We start from the raw sequence: 19,814 nt of genomic DNA on the forward strand, positions 1-19,814 counted from the left end.
GTGAGCGACCTGAGCACGGCTGCCTCGCTGAACGGCGAGGCGGCCGCAGCCCTGGCCGGTAGCCCCGGTCCCGGTGGCACGCCGCGGTGCGACTCCGCGGCGACCGGGAACGCGGTCGGTCTCGACATCGGCGGGACCAAGGTGCTCGCCGCCTTCCTCGGTCCCGACGGCGTCGCGCGGGAGACACTGCGCCTGCCGACCGTGCGCGGACCGCAGGGCGTGGTGTCCAGCGCGGCCCGTGCGGTCCGCGAGGTGGTGCGCCGTGCCGGCGTCGAGCTCGCCGAGGTCGACGGCGTCGGCGTCGGCGTGCCGGGACTGGTGGACCCCGAGGACGGCTCCGTCATGCACGCCGTCAACCTCGGCATCGAGGGCGGCCGCTTCGCTCTGGCGGAGGCGCTGTCGGCGGAGCTCGGCGGCCTTCCGGTCCAGGTCGACAACGACCTCAACGTCGCCGCGCTCGGTGCCTCGCACCTGCGCGGGGACGACGGGTCGGACCTCGCCTTCCTCGCGCTGGGCACCGGTCTGGCCGCCGGGATCGTGCTCGGAGGCGAGCTGCGCCGGGGCGTGAGCGGCGCGGCGGGCGAGATCGGGCACATCCCGATCGACCCGCGCGGCCCCGAGTGCGCGTGCGGCCAGCGCGGGTGCGTCGAGGTCTACGCCTCCGGCTCCGCGGTGTCCGCCCGGTGGCCGTCGCGCCACGGCCGGCCCGCGCCCGCGGAGCTCTTCGACGCGGCCGCCGCGGGCGACCCGCAGGCGATCCGGATCAAGGACGAGTTCGCGTCCGCCGTCGCCTCCGCGGTGCGGATCCTCGAGCTGACGGTCGACGTCCGGCACGTCGTCCTCGGTGGCGGCGTGTCCGCCCTGGGGCAGCCGCTCCTCGACGCCGTGCGCGCCGCGCTCGACGCGCAGTCGAGCACGTCCCCGTTCCTGTCCTCGTTGCGTCTCGCCGAGCGGGTCTCGCTCGCTCCGGCGGACGTGCCCGTCGCCGCGGTGGGTGCTGCCCTCGTCGGCCGTCGAAAGGTGAAGTGATGGAGGTCGTGATCGCTCCTGCGGAGCGGTTGGCGGTGCTGGCTGCGGACGCGGTCGAGAAGGTGGTGCGGTCGCGGCCGGAGGCGGTGCTGGGGTTGGCGACGGGCTCGTCGCCGTTGAAGGTGTACGACGAGCTGGCTCGGCGTCACCGTGAGGACGGGTTGTCATTCGCCCGGGTGCGGGCGTTCATGCTCGACGAGTACGTGGGTCTGCCCGCGGAGCACCCGGAGCGGTACCGGAACGTGATCGAGACGGAGATCGCCTCGCGGGTGGACTTCGCCCCGGGCGCGGTCCAGGGTCCGGACGGCAACGCGGCGGACCTGGTCGCGGCGTGCGCGGCCTACGAGGAGGCGATCGCGGGGGCCGGGGGTGTGGACGTGCAGATCCTGGGGATCGGCACGGACGGGCACATCGCGTTCAACGAGCCGGGCTCGAGCTTGGCGTCGCGCACGCGGATCAAGACGTTGACGGCGCAGACGCGCGAGGACAACGCGCGGTTCTTCGGGGACGACGTGGACCAGGTGCCGCGGCACTGCCTGACGCAGGGGCTGGCCACGATCATGTCGGCGCGGCACCTGGTGCTGCTGGCCACGGGCAAGGGCAAGGCGGAGGCGGTGCACCAGCTCGTGGAGGGCCCGATCAGCGCGTTGTGGCCCGCGACGATCATGCAGATGCACCCGCACGCCACGGTGCTGGTCGACGACGCGGCGGCCTCGCGCCTGCAGCTCGGGGACTACTACCGCCAGACGTACGCGTCCAAGCCGGACTGGCAGGGCCTGTAGCCGATCTGTCGATGAACTCTCGCGGGCCGTCGCCCGCGAGGCGCAGCCGCCCGCCGGCGCGCGGTCCACGCCCCTGGACCGCCGCGCCGGCGGGCTCTTCCCGTCTCCCTGCGGGGCGGTTCGCGGCACTCACGGACGACGCCGCGCCGCACGGGTGTCGGCGCACCGACGTAGACTTCCCCCCATGATCGAACTCCGTGCGAGCACGCCCCCCGGGGGTCCTGAGGACCCGTTCCGGAACCCCGAGACCGAGCCGACGACCGGCACGTCGACCGGGGTGCTCGAGCGCGAGGAGACGCGCGAGCAGACCGAGCCGGGCGACCACGAGCGCTTCGCGCACTACGTGCGCAAGGAGAAGATCATGGAGTCGGCGCTCTCCGGCAAGCCGGTGATCGCGCTGTGCGGCAAGGTGTGGGTGCCCGGACGCGACCCGAACAAGTTCCCCGTGTGCCCCACGTGCAAGGAGATCTACGACGGTCTGCGGGACCCGCAGGACGGCGAGGGTGACTCCGGCAAGTGAGCGGGGAGCACCACACGACGTCCACCGGTCACTCCGTCCCCGACACCCGTAGCAGGACCACCCCGCCCGCGCCGCAGAGCCCGTCGTCGGCTGCGGCCTCGCACCTCTCGCCCGCGTTCCCGCGCCGTGCCCCGTGGGGCTCGGCGTCGAAGCTGCGCGCGTGGCAGGCGGAGGCTCTCGAGCTCTACCGCATGCGCGCGCCGCGCGACTTCCTCGCCGTCGCGACCCCCGGCGCGGGCAAGACGACGTTCGCGCTGCGCGTGGCGACGGAGCTCCTGGAGCAGGGCGTGGTGCGGCGGGTGACGGTCGTCGCGCCGACCGAGCACCTCAAGCACCAGTGGGCCGACGCCGCCGCGCGCGTCGGCATCCGCATCGACCCGAACTTCCGCAACAGCCAGGGCAGGCACGGCGCCCACTACGACGGCGTGGCGCTGACGTACGCGCAGATCGCCGCCAAGCCCGCGCTGCACGCGGCACGGACGACCGCCGACCGCACGCTCGTCATCCTCGACGAGGTGCACCACGGCGGCGACGCGCTGTCGTGGGGCGACGCCGTGCGCGAGGCTTTCGAGGACGCGACGCGCCGTCTCGCTCTCACGGGCACGCCCTTCCGCTCCGACACCGCGGCGATCCCGTTCGTCGAGTACGAGCGCGGCCCCGACGGCATCCGGCGCTCGCGCGCGGACTACACGTACGGCTACGGCGACGCTCTGCGCGACCACGTCGTGCGCCCGGTGCTGTTCCTGTCGTACTCGGGGAACATGCGCTGGCGCACCAAGGCCGGTGACGAGGTGAGCGCGCGTCTCGGCGAGGCGCTCACCAAGGACATGACGGGCCAGGCGTGGCGCACCGCACTCGACCCGAACGGCGAGTGGATCCCGTCGGTCCTCGCGGCGGCGGACAAGCGGCTGACCGAGGTGCGGCGCGCGATCCCCGACGCCGGGGGACTGGTCATCGCCACCGACCAGACCGACGCGCGCGCCTACGCGGGCCACCTCGCTCGGATCACCGGGAAGTCCCCGACCGTGGTGCTGTCGGACGACGACGGGGCGAGCAGCCGCATCGAGGAGTTCTCCGACGGCGACGGCCGGTGGATGGTCGCCGTGCGCATGGTGTCGGAGGGCGTGGACGTCCCGCGCCTCGCCGTCGGCGTGTACGCGACCTCGACGGCGACCCCGCTGTTCTTCGCGCAGGCCGTCGGGCGGTTCGTGCGCGCGCGCAAGCGGGGCGAGACCGCGTCGGTGTTCCTGCCGAGCGTGCCGCACCTGCTCGAGCTGGCGAACGGGCTCGAGATCGAGCGCGACCACGCGCTCGACCGCCCGCTCACGGCAGAGGAGCAGGGCGAGGGCTTCAACCCCGAGGACGCGCTCCTCGCGGAGGCGAACCGCGAGGACAAGGCGTCGGGCGAGCTCGTCCAGGGCTCGTTCGAGGCGCTCGAGGCGCAGGCGTCCTTCGACCGCGTGCTGTTCGACGGCGGCGAGTTCGGCACGGGCGCGGACGTCGGGTCGGACGAGGAGCTCGACTTCCTCGGTCTCCCCGGTCTCCTCGACGCGGACCAGGTCACCACGCTGCTGCGCCAGCGCCAGGCCGACCAGCTCAGCGCCCGCTCGAAGACCACGCACTCCGCGGAGCGTGAACGGTCCGAGATGGACCACCGTCGGGCGGCCGAGCTCCGCAAGGAGCTCCAGCAGCTCGTGTCCGCCTGGTCGCGCCGCAGCGGGCAGCCCCACGGCTCGGTGCACACCGAGCTACGTCGCCGCTGCGGTGGACCCGAGGTGCCGCTCGCGACGGTCGAACAGCTCGACGCCCGCGTCGCGACGGTCCGCGGCTGGTTCGTCGGCAAGCGATGAGGCCGCTCGTGGGCGCGGCGCGCCGCCGGGAGTCGCGGCCGGCTGCGGCCGGCTCCGCGATCACAGCCCGGCGAGCCCGGGTTGCGGGCACGCGGTGTTGATCCGCAGCTGCTCGGCCTCGGCGCGCTCGACGGGCAGTGTGCCGAGTGCTTCGACGAACGCCTCGTAGGCGCTCCACGCCATTCCCTGCGACTCGACGAAGTCGGACTCGCTGACGGGTTCGGGGATCGAGTAGCCCTGGGCGAGCAGGCACTCCCTCGTGTCGAGCTGGCGCTCGTAGAGGCCGTGGAGCTGGCTCGTGGTCAGCGGGGCGCGGTAGGCGGAGCCGAGGATGGATCGGGTGCACTCGTCGAGCGCGTCGTCGAGCGCAGCGGCGAGGGCCGGGTCGATCGCGTAGAAGCCGCCGAGATCATCCGCCTGGAACTCGACGCCCCGGTCCGTGAGGCAGCGGGACTGTCGAGCGACCAGGCGGGCGTCCGCGGCGAGCTGTTCGTCCATCCAGACCGGGCGCTCGTACGTCGTCGTGCGCGTCGGCTCGACCGGCCCGGGGCCGGCAGCACACGCCGCGACGGAGAGGAGCAGGGCGCACGCCCCGATCGTCGCGGGCAGGCGGTACCCGAACCGCCGGGCTGCCCGGGATCCGAGGATCCCGGGCAGCCGTCGTGGCGGACGGTGCATCAGTAGATGCAGCCCTTGCTGATCGACAGGGTCGATCCGCCGCCCCACACCAGCCACTCGCCCGAGCGGACGCCGTAGGCGTTGTAGCGGTAGGTCTTGGTGGTGGCGGTCCCCCAGTTGTAGCTGCCCGACGGGGAACCGATCCGGCTCCGCCCCGGGGCCCAGATGCTCACGCTGTACTTCGAGGTCCCGGCGACCCACGAACCGCCGGACGCTGCCGAGCAGCTCGTGTCGGGGTACGCGTTCACGTTGGCGGACGCGGTGCTCGCGCCGGACAGGAGAGACGCCGCCACCACGAGGGCGACGACGGCTGCCTTGAGGGACGTCTTCATGCTCAACCCCTACCTCCGACTCGTCCGGCACCTCCATTAGTGCGCGTCCTTAACGAATCGGCCAGCGACGATGCTAGCGAAGCCTGGTGGCGACCGGAAGGGTTTGAGCCGACCCATGTCACCGGTCCTCGCCGTCAGGCGCCGCGTCGCCGTCAGTCCTCGCGTCACCCCGTCGGGCGGGCGAGCACCGCAGGTCAGGGGAGCGTGTGCACGACCGTCGGGATCGCGGGGTCGCCGGCGGAGAGGCGGCGGGCGCCGCGGGGCAGCTCCGCGCGGGCCTCGCGATGGCGGTGCGCGGCGTTCTGGACGCCGTACGACCCGACCCAGCGCGAGTCGACCGCGCCGTCGACGACGAGCGGGACCTGCAGCGGCCGCAGGTCGCCGTCGTCGGGCTCCCACTCCTGGACGGGGAGGTCGGCGCCCGTGACGACGACCTCCTCGACCGCGCGGCCGTCGACGTCGTACCGGCGCGCCGCGACCTTGCGTCCCCCGGTGCTGGTCTTGGCCGTGGACGCCTTGGCGACGGGCTGGAGCACGCCGGAGGAGTCGGCGCGGGCGACGAGCTTGTAGACCATGCCGCACGTCGGCGCGCCGGAGCCGGTGACGAGCGACGTGCCGACGCCGTAGGAGTCGACGGGGGCCGCGGCGAGCGACGCGATGGCGTACTCGTCGAGGTCGGACGTGACGGTGATCTTCGTGTCGTGCGCGCCGAGGGAGTCGAGCTGGCGGCGCACCTCGACGGCGAGGACGCCGAGGTCGCCCGAGTCGAGCCGGACGGCGCCGAGGCGCCCGCAGGCGGCGCGGACCGCGTTCTGGACGCCCTTGCGCACGTCGTAGGTGTCGACGAGGAGCGTGGTCTCGGGCCCGAGCGAGGCGACCTGCGACGCGAAGGCCGACTCCTCGTCGTCGTGCAGGAGCGTGAAGGCGTGCGCGGCGGTACCGATGGTCGTCAGCCCGTACCGGCGTCCCGCCTCGAGGTTGGACGTCCCGGCGAACCCGCCGACCACGGCGGCGCGTGCTGCGGCGACGGCGGCCTGCTCGTGCGCCCGCCGCGCGCCCATCTCGAGGCACGGGCGCTCGACGGCGGCGCTCGTCATGCGAGACGCAGCCGACGCGACGGCGGAGTCGTAGTTGAGGATCGACAGCACGAGCGTCTCGAGGAGGACCGCCTCGGCGAACGTGCCCTCGACGGTCATCACGGGCGACTGGGGGAAGAAGACCTCGCCCTCCGCGTACCCGGTGATCGTCCCGGTGAACCGGTATCCGGCGAGGAACTCGAGGGTGCGGTCGTCGACGACGGACTGCGCGTGGAGCCAGTCGAGCTCGTCGGCCCCGAAGCGGAACGACGACAGCGCCTCGAGGACGCGCCCGGTCCCGGCGAGGACCCCGTACCGCCGCCCCGGGGGCAGGCGGCGCGTGAAGACCTCGAACAGGCAGTGCCGGTCGGCGGTGCCGTCAGCGAGCGCGGCCTGGAGCATCGTCAGCTCGTAGCGGTCGGTGAGGAGCGCGGTCGACGCCGTCGGTCGGTAGGGCGGCCGCTGCGTGCCGACCTGCGGCGAGGCAGCGCTGTCGGTGGGGGAGAGGGCGACGCTGCCCGGGTCGGCGAGGCTCATGCGGAATACGGTAGGGCAGCCGCCGGCGACGTGGGCGTCGACAGGCCCACGAATACAGTGGTGGCGTGAGCCCCCAGCCGATCTTCACCCGCGCCGTCGGCGCGCGGGCGTCCGTGACCGTGCCCGAGGAAGCGACGCGGGTCGACGAGACCGTCCTCCCCGACAGCCCGTGGGTCACCCTCGTGTGGAACGACCCGGTCAACCTCATGAGCTACGTCGCGTACGTGTTCGAGTCGTACTTCGGGTATGCCGCGGAGCGCGCCCACGAGCTCATGCTCCAGGTGCACCAGGAGGGTCGCGCCGTCGTGTCGACGGGCGACCGCGAGCGCATGGAGGTCGACGTGCAGGCGATGCACTCGTTCGGGCTGTGGGCGACGCTCCGGAAGGACGGCGAGCAGTGAGGCCGTTCCGCGCCGAGGCGGACGGGTACGTCGCGGAGCTCGAGCCGTCGGAGCGGATCGTGCTGGCCCAGCTCGCGGGCGACGTCGCGCAGATGCTCCAGGAGGGCGTGCCGGGACGGGCGCCGGGAGAGCCCGGGCCGTCCGTGCCCGACGACGCGTGGTCACCTCCCGGCTGGACGGGCCCGGTGCCCGGTGGGCACGCGACGGACGCGACGCCGCCGCCGGACCCGGCGGTGCGGCGTCTGCTCCCGGACGCGTCGGACGACGTCGAGGTGGCGGCCGAGTTCCGGCGGTTCACGCAGGACGACCTGGCCGCGCGCAAGGTAGGGCGGCTGGTGCTGCTGGCGCGCATGCTCGTGGACTCGGAGCCGTCCGAGGCGGCCCCGTTCGCGGTCGCCCGCGAGGAGGCCGAGGACGTCGCGGGGGCGCTGACGGACGTGCGCCTCGTGCTCGCCGAGCGGCTCGGCCTCCGGACCGACGAGCAGGTCGAGGGACTGTACGACGAGCTGGACCGTGAGGGCGACGACGGCCCGGACGACGGCGAGGTGGGCGGCGCGCCGCGCCGCTTCCTCGTGAGCGTGTTCCTGCTGACGGGCCTGCTGCAGGAGTCGCTCGTGGACGGCATGCTCGCCGACCTCAGGGCGGGGCGCGGCGGCGGGTCCTGAGGGTCGACACGTGCGTCGGACCCGGCACGGGCCCCTGTGGGCGCTGCCACAGGCGGGAGCCGCGGTTCGGTGCGCCCCGCGCGCGGGCGCGCCAGTAGGCTCGGGCGGGTGAACGACGCTCCCATCGGGATCTTCGACTCGGGCGTGGGCGGCCTGACCGTCGCGCGCTCGATCCTGGACCAGCTCCCGAACGAGTCCCTCCTCTACATCGGGGACACCGCGAACGGACCCTACGGGCCCAAGCCGCTCGCGGCGGTCCGGGCGATGGCGTTGGCGATCATGGACCAGCTCGTCGACGACGGCGTGAAGATGCTCGTCATCGCGTGCAACTCGGCCTCCTCGGCGGTGCTGCGCGACGCTCGCGAGCGGTACACGCAGCGCCACGGCCTGCCGGTCGTCGAGGTGATCCTCCCGGCCGCGCGCCGCGCGGTCGCGGCGACGCGCTCGGGGCGGATCGGGGTCATCGGGACGCGCGCCACCATCACGTCGCGGTCCTACGAGGACGCTTTCGCGGTCACGTCGGGCCTGCACCTGACGACCCAGGCGTGCCCGGACTTCGTGCCCCTCGTCGAGCAGGGCGTGACGTCGGGGCCCGAGGTGCTGGAGGTCGCGCACCGCTACCTCGACCCGGTCAAGGCGGCGGGCGTCGACACGCTCGTGCTCGGGTGCACGCACTACCCCCTGCTGACGGGCGCGATCTCGTACGTCATGGGCGAGGAGGTGACGCTCGTGTCGAGCGCGGAGGAGACCGCCAAGGACGTCTACCGCACGCTCGTCGCGCACGACCTCGAGCGCTCCCGCGACGCGGGAGCGCCGCAGCACCGCTTCCTCGCGACGGGGAGCGCGGAGCCGTTCGAGCACCTGGCGCGCCGCTTCCTCGGCCCCGAGGTGCTCAGCGTGGAGGCCGCCTGATGCGCCTCGTCACGGTCGGGTGCTCGGGGTCGTTCGCCGGGCCGGAGTCGCCCGCGTCGTCGTACCTCGTCCAGGTCCCGGCCGCCGAGGCCGCGGCCGCGGGGTTCGAGGCGCGCGACTGGAACGTCGTGCTCGACCTGGGCAACGGGGCGCTGGGTGCGCTCCAGCGGTTCGTGGACCCGCTCGACCTCGACGCCGTCGCGCTGTCGCACCTGCACCCCGACCACTTCGTCGACGTCTGCGGGCTCTACGTCTACCTGCGCTACCACCCCGAGCGCGGCTCGACCCGGACCGGGGTGCCGAGCCGGCTGACGGTCCTCGGTCCGTCGGGCACGGCCGGGCGCATCGAGGCGGCGTACGGGGCCGAGCCGGGCGACGGGATGAGCGAGGAGCTCGACGTGCGGGCCTGGGACCCGGGCGTGCCCGTGCAGGTGGGACCGCTCACGCTCGAGCCGTACCGCGTGTTCCACCCCGTCGAGGCGTACGGCGTGCGCGTCACGGGGCCGTCGTCGCTGCGGCCGGGCGAGCGTGCGGTGCTCGCCTACACGGGCGACACCGACGCGTGCGACGGCGTCGTCCAGCTCGCGCGCGACGCCGACCTGCTGCTCTCCGAGGCCGCGTTCCACGAGGGCCGCGACGACGGCGTCGAGCGGGGCATCCATCTCACGGGGCGTCGGGCGGGCGAGGTCGCGACGGCGGCCGGCGCACGCCGGCTGGTGCTGACCCATCTCCCGGCATGGAACGACCCCGAGCGGTCGCGCGCCGAGGCCCGCGAGACGTACGCGGGCCCGGTCGACGTCGCCACGACGGGCGCGGTCTTCGACCTCTGACCGTGGGTGCATGAAAGAGTCGCGCCCGAGGCCGATCGGCGCGACTGTTTCATGCACTCAGCGGGTGTCGGGGGGTCGGTAGGGTGGCGGTATGACCACCCCTGCCTCTTCCGCGGTCGTGCGCGCCGACGGCCGCACGCCCGACCAGCTCCGCCCCGTGACCATCACCCGCCACTGGCTCGACCAGGCCGAGGGCAGCGTGCTCGTCGAGTTCGGCCGCACGCGTGTGCTGTGCGCGGCGTCGTTCACGGAAGGCGTGCCGCGCTGGCGCAAGGGGTCGGGCGAGGGCTGGGTCACCGCCGAGTACGCGATGCTGCCGCGCGCGACCAACGAGCGCAGCCAGCGCGAGTCGGTCAAGGGCAAGATCGGCGGTCGCACGCACGAGATCTCGCGCCTCATCGGCCGGTCCCTGCGCGCGATCATCGACGTCTCGGCGCTCGGCGAGAACACGATCGTGCTGGACTGCGACGTTCTCCAGGCCGACGGCGGCACGCGCACGGCCGCGATCACGGGCGCCTACGTGGCGCTCGCCGACGCGGTCGCGTGGGGCCAGCGCCACGGCCACGTCAAGGGCGGCAAGCCCGTGCTGACGGACTCCGTCGCCGCCGTGAGCGTCGGCATCATCGACGGCACGCCCATGCTCGACCTCCCCTACGTCGAGGACGTGCGCGCCGAGACGGACATGAACGTCGTCGTCACGGGCTCGGGCACGTTCGTCGAGGTGCAGGGCACCGCCGAGCACGCCCCGTTCGACCGCGCCGAGCTCGACGCGCTGCTCGACCTCGCCGTCGCGGGCACCGCGGACCTCACGGCGATCCAGCGCGCGGCGCTCGCGACGGACGCGCGGTGAGCGGCGCTCCCGAGGCGATGGGCGTCGTCGTGCCCCACGGCGCGCGCCTCGTCCTCGCGACGCACAACCCGGGCAAGATCGCCGAGCTGCGCGCCATCCTCGCGGCCGAGCTCGACGCGCACCCGGGACTCGAGCTGGCGCCCGAGGCGATCGTCGGCGCGGGCGACGTCGGCGCGCCCGAGCCGGTCGAGGACGGCGTGACGTTCGCCGAGAACGCGCTCATCAAGGCGCGGGCGCTCGTCGCGGCCACGGGGCTGCCGGCGGTCGCCGACGACTCGGGCCTCGCCGTCGACGTGCTCGGCGGCGCCCCCGGGATCTTCTCGGCGCGCTGGGCCGGGCGCCACGGCGACGACGTCGCGAACCTCGAGCTCCTGCTCGCCCAGCTCGGGGACGTGCCCGCCGGGCACCGGGCCGCGGGCTTCGTGTGCGCGGCGGCGCTCGTCACGCCGGACGGGACCGAGGTGGTGCGCACGGGCGAGATGCGCGGGACCCTGCTCACCGAGCCGCGGGGCGGGAACGGGTTCGGGTACGACCCGATCCTCCTGCCCGACGAGCAGCCTGGGGGCGGCGCCCGGTCCGCGGCCGAGCTGAGCTCCGCGGAGAAGAACGCCATCAGCCACCGGGGCAAGGCGTTCCGCGCGCTCGCCCCGGACGTCGTCACCGCCCTGTCAGCGCGGTAGCGGGCCGCCCGCGAGGTCGCGCGCGCGGCGTCGCCGGTCGCCGGGCCGGAGCACGCCGACGAGCGCGACCACGCCGCGCCAGCCCAGCATCGTGACCGCGAGGAACCCGAAGGACACGAGCTGGAACGCCGGGGCGACGCCCTGGCCGGTGAGGACGCGCAGGAGGACGCCGAGCGCCCAGGTGCAGCCCCAGATGACCACTCCCGCCGGCCACAGGGCCCACGGGCGGCGCCACGCGCGCGTGACGAGCCAGCCCAGTGCGGCGCCCGCCGCGAACGGCCAGGCGACGACGAGCAGCCGGGCCATGCCCTCGTCGGCGGAGTGCGTCGCGAGGCCGCCGCTCGCGAGCGCCAGGACGCTCGCGACGTCGGCGAGGGCGGCGAGCAGGACGAGCCCGGGACGGCGCGGGCTCGCTCCGGTGGGCGCGGGGTCGGTCATGCTCACGACCGTACCCCGCCGGTGGGATCGACCCGGACGGCCGAGGTCGACCCTCAGCAGGCCGATCTCGCGACGCAGGGGTCGATCTCGCGGAGGCCACGTCGCCACCTAGGGTGGTCCCCGTGCATCTCGCCGCCGACGACCTCGCCTTCGCCTACCCCGGACGTCCCGTCCTCGACGGCGTGAGCCTGCGCGTCGCCGGAGGGACGCGGCTGGGCGTCGTGGGGGAGAACGGCACGGGCAAGTCGACGCTGCTGCACGTGCTCTCGGGCGACCTGACCCCCAGCCGCGGGGAGGTGCGCCGTGCGGGCTCGCTCGCGCTCGTCGAGCAGGAGCTCGCGATCGAGCCCGGCCAGACGGTCGGCACGCTCGTCGCCGCGACGCTCGGCGGGCTGCGCGCGGTCGCCGCCGAGCTCGAGGCGGCCGCCCGCGACTTCGACCACGAGGCCGGGGACCTCGCCGAGCTCACGGAGATCCTCGCGCGGGCCGAGCACCTCGCCGTGTGGGACGCCGACCGCCGCGTCGACGTCGCGCTGTCCCGGCTCGGCGCGTGCCGGGACCGCGGCAGGGAGCTCGCGACGCTCTCCGTCGGCGAGCGCTACCGCGTGCGGCTCGCGTGCCGGCTCGCCGAGCGCGCCGACCTGCTCCTCCTCGACGAGCCCACCAACCACCTCGACGCGGGCGGGATCGACTTCCTCACGGGCGAGCTCGTCGCGTGGCGCGGGGGAGTGGTCATGGTCACGCACGACCGCCAGCTCCTCGACGACGTCGCGACCGAGATCCTCGACCTCGACCCCGCCATGGACGGGAAGCCGGTGCTCTACGGACAGCCGGGCTACCTGTCCTACCGGTTCGCCAAGAACCAGGCGCTGCACCGGTGGCGCCAGCGGTTCCGGGCGGAGCAGAAGCGTGCGGAGAAGCTCGCCGCGGTGCTCGACGCGTCCTACGAGGGGCTCTCCGACGAGTGGCGCCCGCCCAAGGGCAGCCAGAAGCACCGTCGCGCGACGCGCGCCCGCCTCCACGTCAAGGCCGCCGACCGGCGCCTCCAGCAGCTCGAGGCGGAGGCCGTCGAGGTCCCGGTGCCACCGCTCCAGCTCGTCTTCCCCGAGCTCCCCGCGATGTCGGCGGGCTGGGACCCGGGGGACCCGGTCCTCGAGCTGCGCAGCCCGCGCGTCGGGCCCGACGGCGGTGCGCGCCTCGACCTGCCCGGGACCCGGGTCGCGCTCCCGCCCAGCGGGCGGCTCCTGGTGACCGGGCCGAACGGGAGCGGGAAGTCGACGTTCCTCGCAGCGCTCGCGGGCCTCGTCGCCCTGGACCGGGGCGCGCGGTCCGTGGTCGACGGCGCGCGCCTGGGCATCGTCGCGCAGGAGGGCCCGGCACTGCCGCCGGACGCCGAGGGCCGTACGGGGTTCGACGAGTACGCGCGCGAGGCGCTCGAGCTCCTCGACGCGAACCGCCTGGACCCGGACCACCTCGTGCCCGTGGCGTTCCTCGGCCTGCTCACCGAGGAGGACCTGGAGCGGCCGCTGCGCGAGCTGTCCGCGGGGCAGCGGCGCCGGTTCGACCTCGCACGGGCGCTCCTGGCCGCGCCGCACGTGCTGATCCTCGACGAGCCGACCAACCACCTCTCGATCGACCTCGTCGACGAGCTGACGCAGGCGCTGCGGGTCACGCCCGCGGCCGTGGTCGTCGCGACGCACGACCGGCGCATGCGCGAGGACCTCGAGGACTGGCCGCGTCTCGAGCTCGCGGGCTGACCCGGGCGGCGGTCCGCGCCGACCCAGCGAGCCGCTCGCTCAGCGGCCCTCGACCGGGCTGCCCGCCGGGACGAGGAGCTTGCCCAGCGCGCGGCCCCACGCCCGCGCGCGATCCAGCTCGCCGTCGTCGAGCGGACCCTCGACGTCCCCGACGTAGAACGACGCCGGGGGCGTCACCAGACGGAACCCCGCGCGGCGCAGCACCTTGGCCGCACCGCGGGCGGCGGAGCCGGGCAGCGGCTTGACCTTGGTGACGCGCGTGTCGAACGTCGCGGCGAGGCGCGGCTCGTCCTGGCGGGGCACGGACTCGACCCACTCCCGCAGGCCGGAGGCGCGGTCGGACACGGCGCCGGTCGCCCGCTGCACGGCCTCGGCGCGGGTCGCGGGCCGCGTCATGCCGAACGCGTGGGTCGGGCCGCCCGCGACGACGAGGCCCATGTGCCGCAGGGCCTCGTGGCTCGCGGCCGGGTCGGTCACGTCCACGACCTCGACGCGGACCGTCTCGCACAGACCCTCCGCGATCGCCTGCGCGACGCGTTCGCTGTTGCCGTACATCGACTCGTAGACCACTGCGGCATCCATGGCGCGCCCCTTCGTCGTACGCCCGTCCGGGCCGGACGGGTCCCCTTCCTCCAGCGTCCGGGCAGGGGGGCGCCTGGCCCAGGGCCGAGCGGACGGAAGGCGGAGGCCGTTGGTCCCGGGCGACGTCAGGCCACCCGAGCATGCGCCGCGGGGGATCCGGGGTGGAGGGGGCGGGGCAGGCGCGTCAGGGCGCCGGGCGCAGCCGCGCGTCCACGAGGCGGACGAGCCAGGCGAGGACGAGGAAGACGACGGCCACGACCGCCGTGTTGACGAGGGCCCGCGCGAGGCCGAGGGAGCCCACGTCGAGGAAGGGGTAGGGGTACCAGCCGACGACGGCGCCCCGGAGGAAGGTGTACGCGATCCACGCGAGGGGGTACGCGACCGACCACCACACCGTCGCGGCGTCGACCCGCGGGCGCGGCCCGGCGATGAGCCACGCCAGGACAGCGAGCAGCGGTGCGAGCAGGTGCAGCAGCAGGTTCGAGACCTGGCCCGCGGCGGTCAGCTCGGCGAGGCCCCGGAGCACGGTGTTGTAGACGATCCCGGTGACGGCGATGCACAGCAGCGCGTCGAGGTGGACGACGCGGAACACCGGGCCGTCGCGCTCGGGACGGACCGCGAGGAGGAGCGACACGACCCCGACGAGCAGGTTCGACTGGATCGTGAAGTAGGAGAACAGGCGTACGAGACGCTCGGCCTGGCTGGGCGCCGTGCCAGGTCCGTCGACGAGCGCGATGACGAGCTCCATGACGACGCCCGTGAGCGCGGCGAGCGCCACGAGCGCGTGCAGCACCCGGGCGATCGAGAGTCGGCGGCCCGGCGCCGGGACGCGCGGCGCGCCGGTCACGGCAAGCGGCCGACGTACGCCATCGCCTGGCGCAGCAGCACCCCCTGGCCGCCGCGCATCTCGAGCTGCACCTCGTCGCTGCACGCCTGCTCGGGCGTGAGCCACGCGAGCTCGAGCGCGTTCTGCTGCGGTCGGCAGTCGCCCGTGACGGGCACGACGTAGGCGAGCGACACCGCGTGCTGGCGCGGGTCGTGGTACGAGGTGATGCCGGGCGTCGGAAAGTACTCGGCGACCGTGAACGGCTGCGGCGAGGCCGGGACCTGAGGCAGCGCGACCGGGCCGAGGTCCTTCTCGATGTGCCGCAGCAGGGCGTCGCGGATGCGCTCGTGGAACATCACGCGGCCGGAGACGAGGGCGCGCGTCATCATGCCCTCCGGCGTGACGCGCAGCAGGAGACCGACGGCGACGACGTCGCCCGAGTCGTCGACCCGCACGGGGACGGCGTCCACGTAGACGAGCGGGAGCTGCGCGCGCGCGACCGCGATCTCCTCGGGGCTGAGCCAGCCCGCAGGCTGCGGGTTCTCGTGGGAGAAGTCGTCGGGCACGAAGTCGGCGGTGTCGGTCACGCGACTGTTCTACCCCGTGCGGTGCGCCGGGGCGAGTCCGCTCACGGCGTGCCGGGACCGGCGGGCGGCTCGGCGACCCGCGCGACGATCTCGACGAGCGCCCGTTCTGCCACCGCGGCGGGCAGCACCTCCATGACCGCCATGAGCGGTGCGAGCCGGTCGGGCAGGACGGAGCGGGTCGTCCCGCGGGGCTCGCCACCGTCCGCGGCGAGCGCCGCGAGCAGCGCCTCCCAGACGGCGTCCGCGGTGGGCTCCGCCGGGGCGTCGCCCGGCGAGGCGGAGAAGGCACCGGCCAGGGCGCCGAGGACGGCGCTCACGTCGGGGCGCGGCTCGCCGCGCACCGCGTCGGCACCCTGCACGAGCGCCGCGACGAGGTCGCCGAGGCCCGCCTCCGTCACGGGGGTGACCGTGAGGTGGGTCGTGTGCGGCAGGTGCGTGCCGTCGTCCTGCGCGAGCCCCGGCTGCGGCTGGAGGACCCACCCGAGCGTCCGGACGGCGTCGGCCCAGTGGTGCGGGTCGACCTGCCGCGCGGCCGGGACGGACTCGTCGCAGGCCACCGCGACCAGGGGACCGGTCGGGTGGCCGACGACGCGCAGCCCGTCGATCCCGTCGATCGCCTCGCGCAGGGCCCGGGTCGCGCGCACGCAGCGCGCGGTGAGGGCCGTGTACCCGGCCGTGCCGAGGGCCTGGCTCACCGCCCACGCCGCCGCGAGCGGGGCCGCCGAGCGCGAGCCCGACGTCGTCGGGTTGACCACCGGGTAGCCGGGCCAGCCCGTCGTCGCGAAGAACTGGCGGCGCTGGCGGTCACGGCCGCGGACGAGCAGGACCGACGTGCCCTTCGGCGCGTAGCCGTACTTGTGCACGTCGGCGGAGATGCTCGTCACGCCCGGCACGGAGAAGTCGAAGGCCGGCACCTGCTCGCCGCCCGCACCCTCCCAGAACGGCAGCACCCACCCGCCGACGCACGCGTCCACGTGCACCGGGACGCCGCGCGCTGCGGCCGCGGCGGCGACCTCGGCGACCGGGTCGACGACGCCGTGCGGGTACGACGGAGCGGACACCACGACGAGGGCGACGTCGTCGTCGAGCTCCGCGACGAGGTCGGCGGCCATGAGGGTCCCGGTCGCGGGGTCGACCGGGACGAGCGTGAGGTCGACGTCGAGGTACTGCGCGGCCTTGCGGAACGCCGCGTGCACGCTCACCGGCGCGACGACGCGGGGGCGCACGCCGGGCCGGGCCGCGCGTGCGGCGTCGCGGGCGATCTTCACCGCGAGCAGGCAGCTCTCGGTCCCGCCGGAGGTCACCGAGCCCACGACCGCGTCCGGCCCGGTGGCGGGCCCGCGGAGCATGGTCCGGGCGAAGGCGACGAGCTCGGACTCCATGACGGCGACCGACGTGAACGTCGTCGGGTCGAGGCCGTTGACGGGCTGGACCGCACGGGCGGCCGCGGCGGCGAGCTCGTCGAGCTCGGCGAGGCCCGGGTCGTACACGTAGGACAGGACGCGGCCCCCGTGCGTGGGGGCGTCGGCGGCGCGGAGCGCGGCCAGCCGGTCGAGGATCCCGTCCGTGCGCAGGGGGACGTCGCCGGACGGCGCCGCCCCGGGGCGCTCCGAGGAGAGGTCAGTCGTGGGCTCGGTCGGTGGGGGCGTGGTCACGCGGCAGCTCCGGTGCTGTGTCGTCGATGTCCCCCTTGCGCAGACCGTACCGTACGAGGGGTACGAGGCTCACCAGCACGAGGACCGCGGGGACGACCGAGAACGACAGGGCGATCCCGTCGACGGCGGCGTCCGGCTGCGCGACCGTCTCGCCCGCCCGCGTCGACACGTACCCCGTGACACCGAGGACGAGCGAGAGCACGGCGGCGCCGAGCGCCATGCCCGTCGTCTCGCCCGCCGTCCAGACGCCGCTGAAGGCCCCGCCGCGGCCCTCGCCGTGCGTGCGTGCGTCGTGGGCGATGACGTCCGGGAGCATGGCGAGCGGGAGCGCCTGCATGCCCGCGTAGGCGATCCCGGCGAGCGCGGTCGGCACGTACACCCAGGCGCCGGGCGCCCACAGGAGCGGGACCATGCCGAGCGCGGCGACCGCGAAGAGCACCGTGGCGACGACGAACCCGCGCTCCTTCCCGTCGCGGCGCGCGAGCCGGGTCCACAGGGGCATGCAGAGCAGAGCGGGGGCGATGAGGGCGGCGAAGAGGTAGCTCACCGCGGCCTCGTCGTGCAGCACGTACCGCGCGACGTACGCGGCCCCGGCGAGCATGAGGCCGGTGGCGACCGCCTGGAGGACGAACGCGGCGAGCAGCGTGCGGAACGGCCGGGAGCGGCGCAGCGCGTCGAACGCCTCGCGGACCGCGAGGGTCCACGCGCGCGAGGCGGACGTCGAGGCGGCGGGGGCGAGCGGCGTCGTGCGCGCGGCCGGCGCCCCGTCACTCGTGGTGCCCGAGCGGCCGGTCCGGGGGGCGACGCGGGTCGCGACGAGCATGCCCGCGCCGATGACCACGCCGGACACGACGCCCATGACGAGGTATCCCGAGGTCGAGTCGCCGCCCCCGCGCAGCGCGGGGCCACCTGCGCCGAACAGCAGGATGGCGAACGCGAGCGCCGCGACGCGCCACGCGAGCAGCCGCGTGCGGCCGTCGTAGGTGGGGTCGAGCTCGGCCGGCAGGGCGATGTAGGGGACCTGGAAGAGGGAGAACGACGTCGCGGCGAGGAGGAACGCGACGAGCACCCAGACCGCCGCGGCGGTCGGCCCCGCCGCGGCGGGGACCGCGAAGGTCAGCGCGAAGAAGACGGGCAGCGTGAGGGCGCCGATCGTCATGAAGCGCCGGCGCGAGCCGGTGCGGGCGAGGTCGCGGTCGGAGCCGTACCCGATGAACGGGTCGATGACGACGTCCCAGACCTTCGCTCCCGTGACGATGAGCCCCGCGACCGCGGCGGGGACCGCGAGCGCGTCGGTCAGGTACACGAGCAGCACGAGGCCGGGCAGGGTGCCGAAGCCCCCGGTTCCGACGGAGCCGGCGGCGTAGCCGGCGATCGTCGCGCGCGAGAGCCGGGGGGAGGCGGTGGCGTTCGTCACAGGGGCAGCGTAGAGGTTGGCCTTGAGCGGGGCGGCCCGGGTGCGTGTCGCCGCTGGGGGGCGGAGGGGAATACGTGGGGGAGGATCGTTGCTCTACGAGGCAGACACCCCCACCGTCCCAGGAGGATCATCCATGGCCACGCAGACGCTCACCGAGTCCACCTTCGAGCAGACGATCACGGAGAACGACATCGTCCTCGTCGACTTCTGGGCCGACTGGTGCGGACCGTGCAAGATGTTCGCCCCCGTGTTCGAGGCGTCGTCCGAGGAGAACCCGGACGTGGTGCACGGCAAGATCGACACCGAGGCCGAGCGCGGCCTGGCCGCCGCCGCGAACATCACGTCGATCCCGACGCTCATGGCCTTCCGCGAGGGCATCCTCGTCTTCTCCCAGCCGGGCGCGCTCCCCGCTCCCGCGCTCAAGCAGGTCGTGGACGCCGTCAAGGGCCTCGACATGGAGGACGTCCGCCGCCAGATCGCCGCGGCGAACGACGGCACCCCGGCGCAGGACGCCTGACCTCGACTCCGCGCACACGAACGGCCCGGCACCTCGAGGGTGCCGGGCCGTTCGCGTCTCGGTCAGAGGCCGTCGTGCGCGCGCAGGATGCGCCTCGACGGAAGAAGCCGGTGCCCGCACCGGCAGGGGGCAATGGTGCGGACACCGGCTCTGACGTCAGGCTAGCCGTCCAACTGGACGGGCGTCCAGTTGATGGCCGGGTGAAAGCGTGGGCGTCGCCCAGGGTGCGCGAGGCGGGACTCGAACCCGCACGTCCGAGGACACCAGGACCTAAACCTGGCGCGGCTGCCAGTTACGCCACTCGCGCGCGGAGGTCAGTCTACGGCGCGAGCGCTGCGTCCCCGGTCGGTCGATGCGTCCGGGGGCGCAGCGCTCGGGCGGGGACGCAGCGCTCGCGCAGCGGCGACTACTTGGGGTCGATGCCCAGGTCCCGGCGCAGCTTGGCCACGTGGCCCGTCGCCTTGACGTTGTACTGCGCGAGCTCGACCTTGCCCTCCGGGTCGACGACGACCGTCGAGCGGATGACGCCCACGACCGTCTTGCCGTAGAGCTTCTTCTCGCCCCACGCGCCGTAGGCCTCGAGGACCGACTTGTCGACGTCGGAGACGAGCGGGAACGTGAGGTGCTCGGCCTCGACGAAGGCCGCGATCTTGTCCACGGGGTCGGGGGAGACGCCGACGACCGAGTACCCCGCGCCCTGGAGCGAGGCGAGGCTGTCGCGGAAGTCGCACGCCTCGGTCGTGCAGCCGGGGGTGCCGGCGGCCGGGTAGAAGTAGACGACGACGTGCTTGCCGCGCAGGTCCGAGAGCGTGACGGTGCTGCCGTCGGCGGCGGGCAGGGTGAAGTCGGGAGCGGTGTCGCCGACGGTGAGGCGCGTGGACATGGATCTCCTT

General features: G+C 74.6%; 22 protein-coding genes and 1 tRNA gene. 12 read left to right on the forward strand and 11 right to left on the reverse strand.

Annotation, left to right across the window (positions count from 1 at the left end):
• The 4 genes from ACN9MS_RS07525 (at position 1) to ACN9MS_RS07540 (ending at position 4,181) form a co-directional block, all read left to right on the forward strand.
• Positions 1-1,029, forward strand: coding sequence for an ROK family protein (locus ACN9MS_RS07525; RefSeq protein WP_426311370.1), 1,029 nt, complete (start codon positions 1-3; stop codon positions 1,027-1,029).
• Complete coding sequence (gene nagB / locus ACN9MS_RS07530) at positions 1,029-1,811, forward strand: glucosamine-6-phosphate deaminase (protein WP_426311371.1); 783 nt, start codon at positions 1,029-1,031, stop codon at positions 1,809-1,811. The genes ACN9MS_RS07525 and nagB overlap by 1 nt, the downstream gene beginning before the upstream one ends.
• A gap of 184 nt (positions 1,812-1,995) precedes the next feature.
• The gene (locus ACN9MS_RS07535; RefSeq protein ID WP_426311372.1) at positions 1,996-2,331 is read left to right on the forward strand and encodes a DUF3039 domain-containing protein; all 336 of its coding nucleotides are present in this window, start codon (positions 1,996-1,998) and stop codon (positions 2,329-2,331) included.
• Positions 2,328-4,181, forward strand: a complete 1,854-nt coding sequence (locus ACN9MS_RS07540) for a DEAD/DEAH box helicase (RefSeq protein ID WP_426311373.1) — start codon at positions 2,328-2,330, stop codon at positions 4,179-4,181. Before ACN9MS_RS07535 ends, ACN9MS_RS07540 begins: the two co-directional genes overlap by 4 nt.
• A 60-nt stretch (positions 4,182-4,241) precedes the next feature.
• Here ACN9MS_RS07540 and ACN9MS_RS07545 read toward each other — a convergent pair whose 3' ends face one another.
• The 3 genes from ACN9MS_RS07545 to ACN9MS_RS07555 all read right to left on the reverse strand — a co-directional run bounded on the left by ACN9MS_RS07545 (position 4,242) and on the right by ACN9MS_RS07555 (position 6,669).
• The gene (locus tag ACN9MS_RS07545; RefSeq protein ID WP_426311374.1) at positions 4,242-4,859 is read right to left on the reverse strand and encodes a hypothetical protein; all 618 of its coding nucleotides are present in this window, start codon (positions 4,857-4,859) and stop codon (positions 4,242-4,244) included.
• Positions 4,859-5,191 (reverse strand): hypothetical protein, encoded by a 333-nt coding sequence (locus ACN9MS_RS07550; protein WP_426311375.1) that lies wholly within the window; start codon positions 5,189-5,191, stop codon positions 4,859-4,861. Before ACN9MS_RS07550 ends, ACN9MS_RS07545 begins: the two co-directional genes overlap by 1 nt.
• A 194-nt stretch (positions 5,192-5,385) precedes the next feature.
• Positions 5,386-6,669: a nicotinate phosphoribosyltransferase gene (locus ACN9MS_RS07555; protein WP_426311857.1), complete on the reverse strand. Its 1,284-nt coding sequence runs from the start codon at positions 6,667-6,669 to the stop codon at positions 5,386-5,388.
• Positions 6,670-6,917: 248 nt separating this feature from the next.
• On the opposite strand from ACN9MS_RS07555, the gene clpS reads away from it, so the two are divergent.
• The 6 genes from clpS (at position 6,918) to rdgB (ending at position 11,142) form a co-directional block, all read left to right on the forward strand.
• Entirely contained in the window at positions 6,918-7,205 is a 288-nt protein-coding gene (clpS, locus tag ACN9MS_RS07560; protein WP_426311858.1) for an ATP-dependent Clp protease adapter ClpS, read from the forward strand.
• On the forward strand, positions 7,202-7,870 hold the full coding sequence (locus ACN9MS_RS07565; RefSeq protein WP_426311376.1) for a DUF2017 family protein: 669 nt from the start codon (positions 7,202-7,204) through the stop codon (positions 7,868-7,870). Before clpS ends, ACN9MS_RS07565 begins: the two co-directional genes overlap by 4 nt.
• A gap of 108 nt (positions 7,871-7,978) precedes the next feature.
• On the forward strand, positions 7,979-8,782 hold the full coding sequence (gene murI, locus ACN9MS_RS07570; protein WP_426311377.1) for a glutamate racemase: 804 nt from the start codon (positions 7,979-7,981) through the stop codon (positions 8,780-8,782).
• Positions 8,782-9,612 carry an MBL fold metallo-hydrolase gene (locus ACN9MS_RS07575; protein WP_426311378.1) on the forward strand — a complete coding sequence of 277 codons (831 nt, stop codon included), beginning with the start codon at positions 8,782-8,784 and terminating at the stop codon, positions 9,610-9,612. Before murI ends, ACN9MS_RS07575 begins: the two co-directional genes overlap by 1 nt.
• 91 nt (positions 9,613-9,703) lie before the next feature.
• Entirely contained in the window at positions 9,704-10,462 is a 759-nt protein-coding gene (rph, locus tag ACN9MS_RS07580; RefSeq protein WP_426311379.1) for a ribonuclease PH, read from the forward strand.
• Between the two features lie 17 nt (positions 10,463-10,479).
• Positions 10,480-11,142: an RdgB/HAM1 family non-canonical purine NTP pyrophosphatase gene (gene rdgB, locus ACN9MS_RS07585; protein WP_426311859.1), complete on the forward strand. Its 663-nt coding sequence runs from the start codon at positions 10,480-10,482 to the stop codon at positions 11,140-11,142.
• Here the strand turns inward: rdgB and ACN9MS_RS07590 are convergent.
• The gene (locus ACN9MS_RS07590) at positions 11,131-11,580 is read right to left on the reverse strand and encodes a DUF3054 domain-containing protein (RefSeq protein ID WP_426311380.1); all 450 of its coding nucleotides are present in this window, start codon (positions 11,578-11,580) and stop codon (positions 11,131-11,133) included. The two genes, rdgB and ACN9MS_RS07590, sit on opposite strands and share 12 nt — an antisense overlap.
• Before the next feature lie 122 nt (positions 11,581-11,702).
• Between ACN9MS_RS07590 and ACN9MS_RS07595 the strand changes: the two genes are divergently transcribed.
• The gene (locus tag ACN9MS_RS07595) at positions 11,703-13,337 is read left to right on the forward strand and encodes an ABC-F family ATP-binding cassette domain-containing protein (RefSeq protein WP_426311381.1); all 1,635 of its coding nucleotides are present in this window, start codon (positions 11,703-11,705) and stop codon (positions 13,335-13,337) included.
• Between the two features lie 39 nt (positions 13,338-13,376).
• Here ACN9MS_RS07595 and ACN9MS_RS07600 read toward each other — a convergent pair whose 3' ends face one another.
• The 5 genes from ACN9MS_RS07600 to ACN9MS_RS07620 all read right to left on the reverse strand — a co-directional run bounded on the left by ACN9MS_RS07600 (position 13,377) and on the right by ACN9MS_RS07620 (position 18,404).
• Complete coding sequence (locus tag ACN9MS_RS07600) at positions 13,377-13,919, reverse strand: flavodoxin domain-containing protein (protein ID WP_313664153.1); 543 nt, start codon at positions 13,917-13,919, stop codon at positions 13,377-13,379.
• A gap of 184 nt (positions 13,920-14,103) precedes the next feature.
• Complete coding sequence (locus tag ACN9MS_RS07605; RefSeq protein WP_426311382.1) at positions 14,104-14,766, reverse strand: Pr6Pr family membrane protein; 663 nt, start codon at positions 14,764-14,766, stop codon at positions 14,104-14,106.
• Positions 14,763-15,332: an NUDIX hydrolase family protein gene (locus ACN9MS_RS07610; protein WP_087471623.1), complete on the reverse strand. Its 570-nt coding sequence runs from the start codon at positions 15,330-15,332 to the stop codon at positions 14,763-14,765. The genes ACN9MS_RS07605 and ACN9MS_RS07610 overlap by 4 nt, the downstream gene beginning before the upstream one ends.
• Positions 15,333-15,373: 41 nt before the next feature.
• Entirely contained in the window at positions 15,374-16,987 is a 1,614-nt protein-coding gene (locus ACN9MS_RS07615; RefSeq protein ID WP_426311383.1) for a pyridoxal phosphate-dependent decarboxylase family protein, read from the reverse strand.
• On the reverse strand, positions 16,953-18,404 hold the full coding sequence (locus ACN9MS_RS07620; protein ID WP_426311384.1) for an MFS transporter: 1,452 nt from the start codon (positions 18,402-18,404) through the stop codon (positions 16,953-16,955). Before ACN9MS_RS07620 ends, ACN9MS_RS07615 begins: the two co-directional genes overlap by 35 nt.
• Positions 18,405-18,537: 133 nt before the next feature.
• Here ACN9MS_RS07620 and trxA point away from each other — a divergent pair, with 133 nt between their 5' ends.
• The gene (gene trxA, locus ACN9MS_RS07625; RefSeq protein ID WP_047233225.1) at positions 18,538-18,921 is read left to right on the forward strand and encodes a thioredoxin; all 384 of its coding nucleotides are present in this window, start codon (positions 18,538-18,540) and stop codon (positions 18,919-18,921) included.
• Between the two features lie 225 nt (positions 18,922-19,146).
• Here the strand turns inward: trxA and ACN9MS_RS07630 are convergent.
• Together ACN9MS_RS07630 and bcp are read right to left on the reverse strand one after the other, a co-directional pair.
• A tRNA-Leu gene (locus ACN9MS_RS07630) sits at positions 19,147-19,228 on the reverse strand.
• A 99-nt stretch (positions 19,229-19,327) separates the two neighbouring features.
• Positions 19,328-19,804 carry a thioredoxin-dependent thiol peroxidase gene (gene bcp / locus ACN9MS_RS07635; RefSeq protein ID WP_426311385.1) on the reverse strand — a complete coding sequence of 159 codons (477 nt, stop codon included), beginning with the start codon at positions 19,802-19,804 and terminating at the stop codon, positions 19,328-19,330.
• Between the last annotated feature and the right edge of the window lie 10 nt (positions 19,805-19,814).

It is taken from the genome of Cellulosimicrobium sp. E-16 (assembly GCF_049913115.1).
Classification (GTDB): domain Bacteria; phylum Actinomycetota; class Actinomycetes; order Actinomycetales; family Cellulomonadaceae; genus Cellulosimicrobium.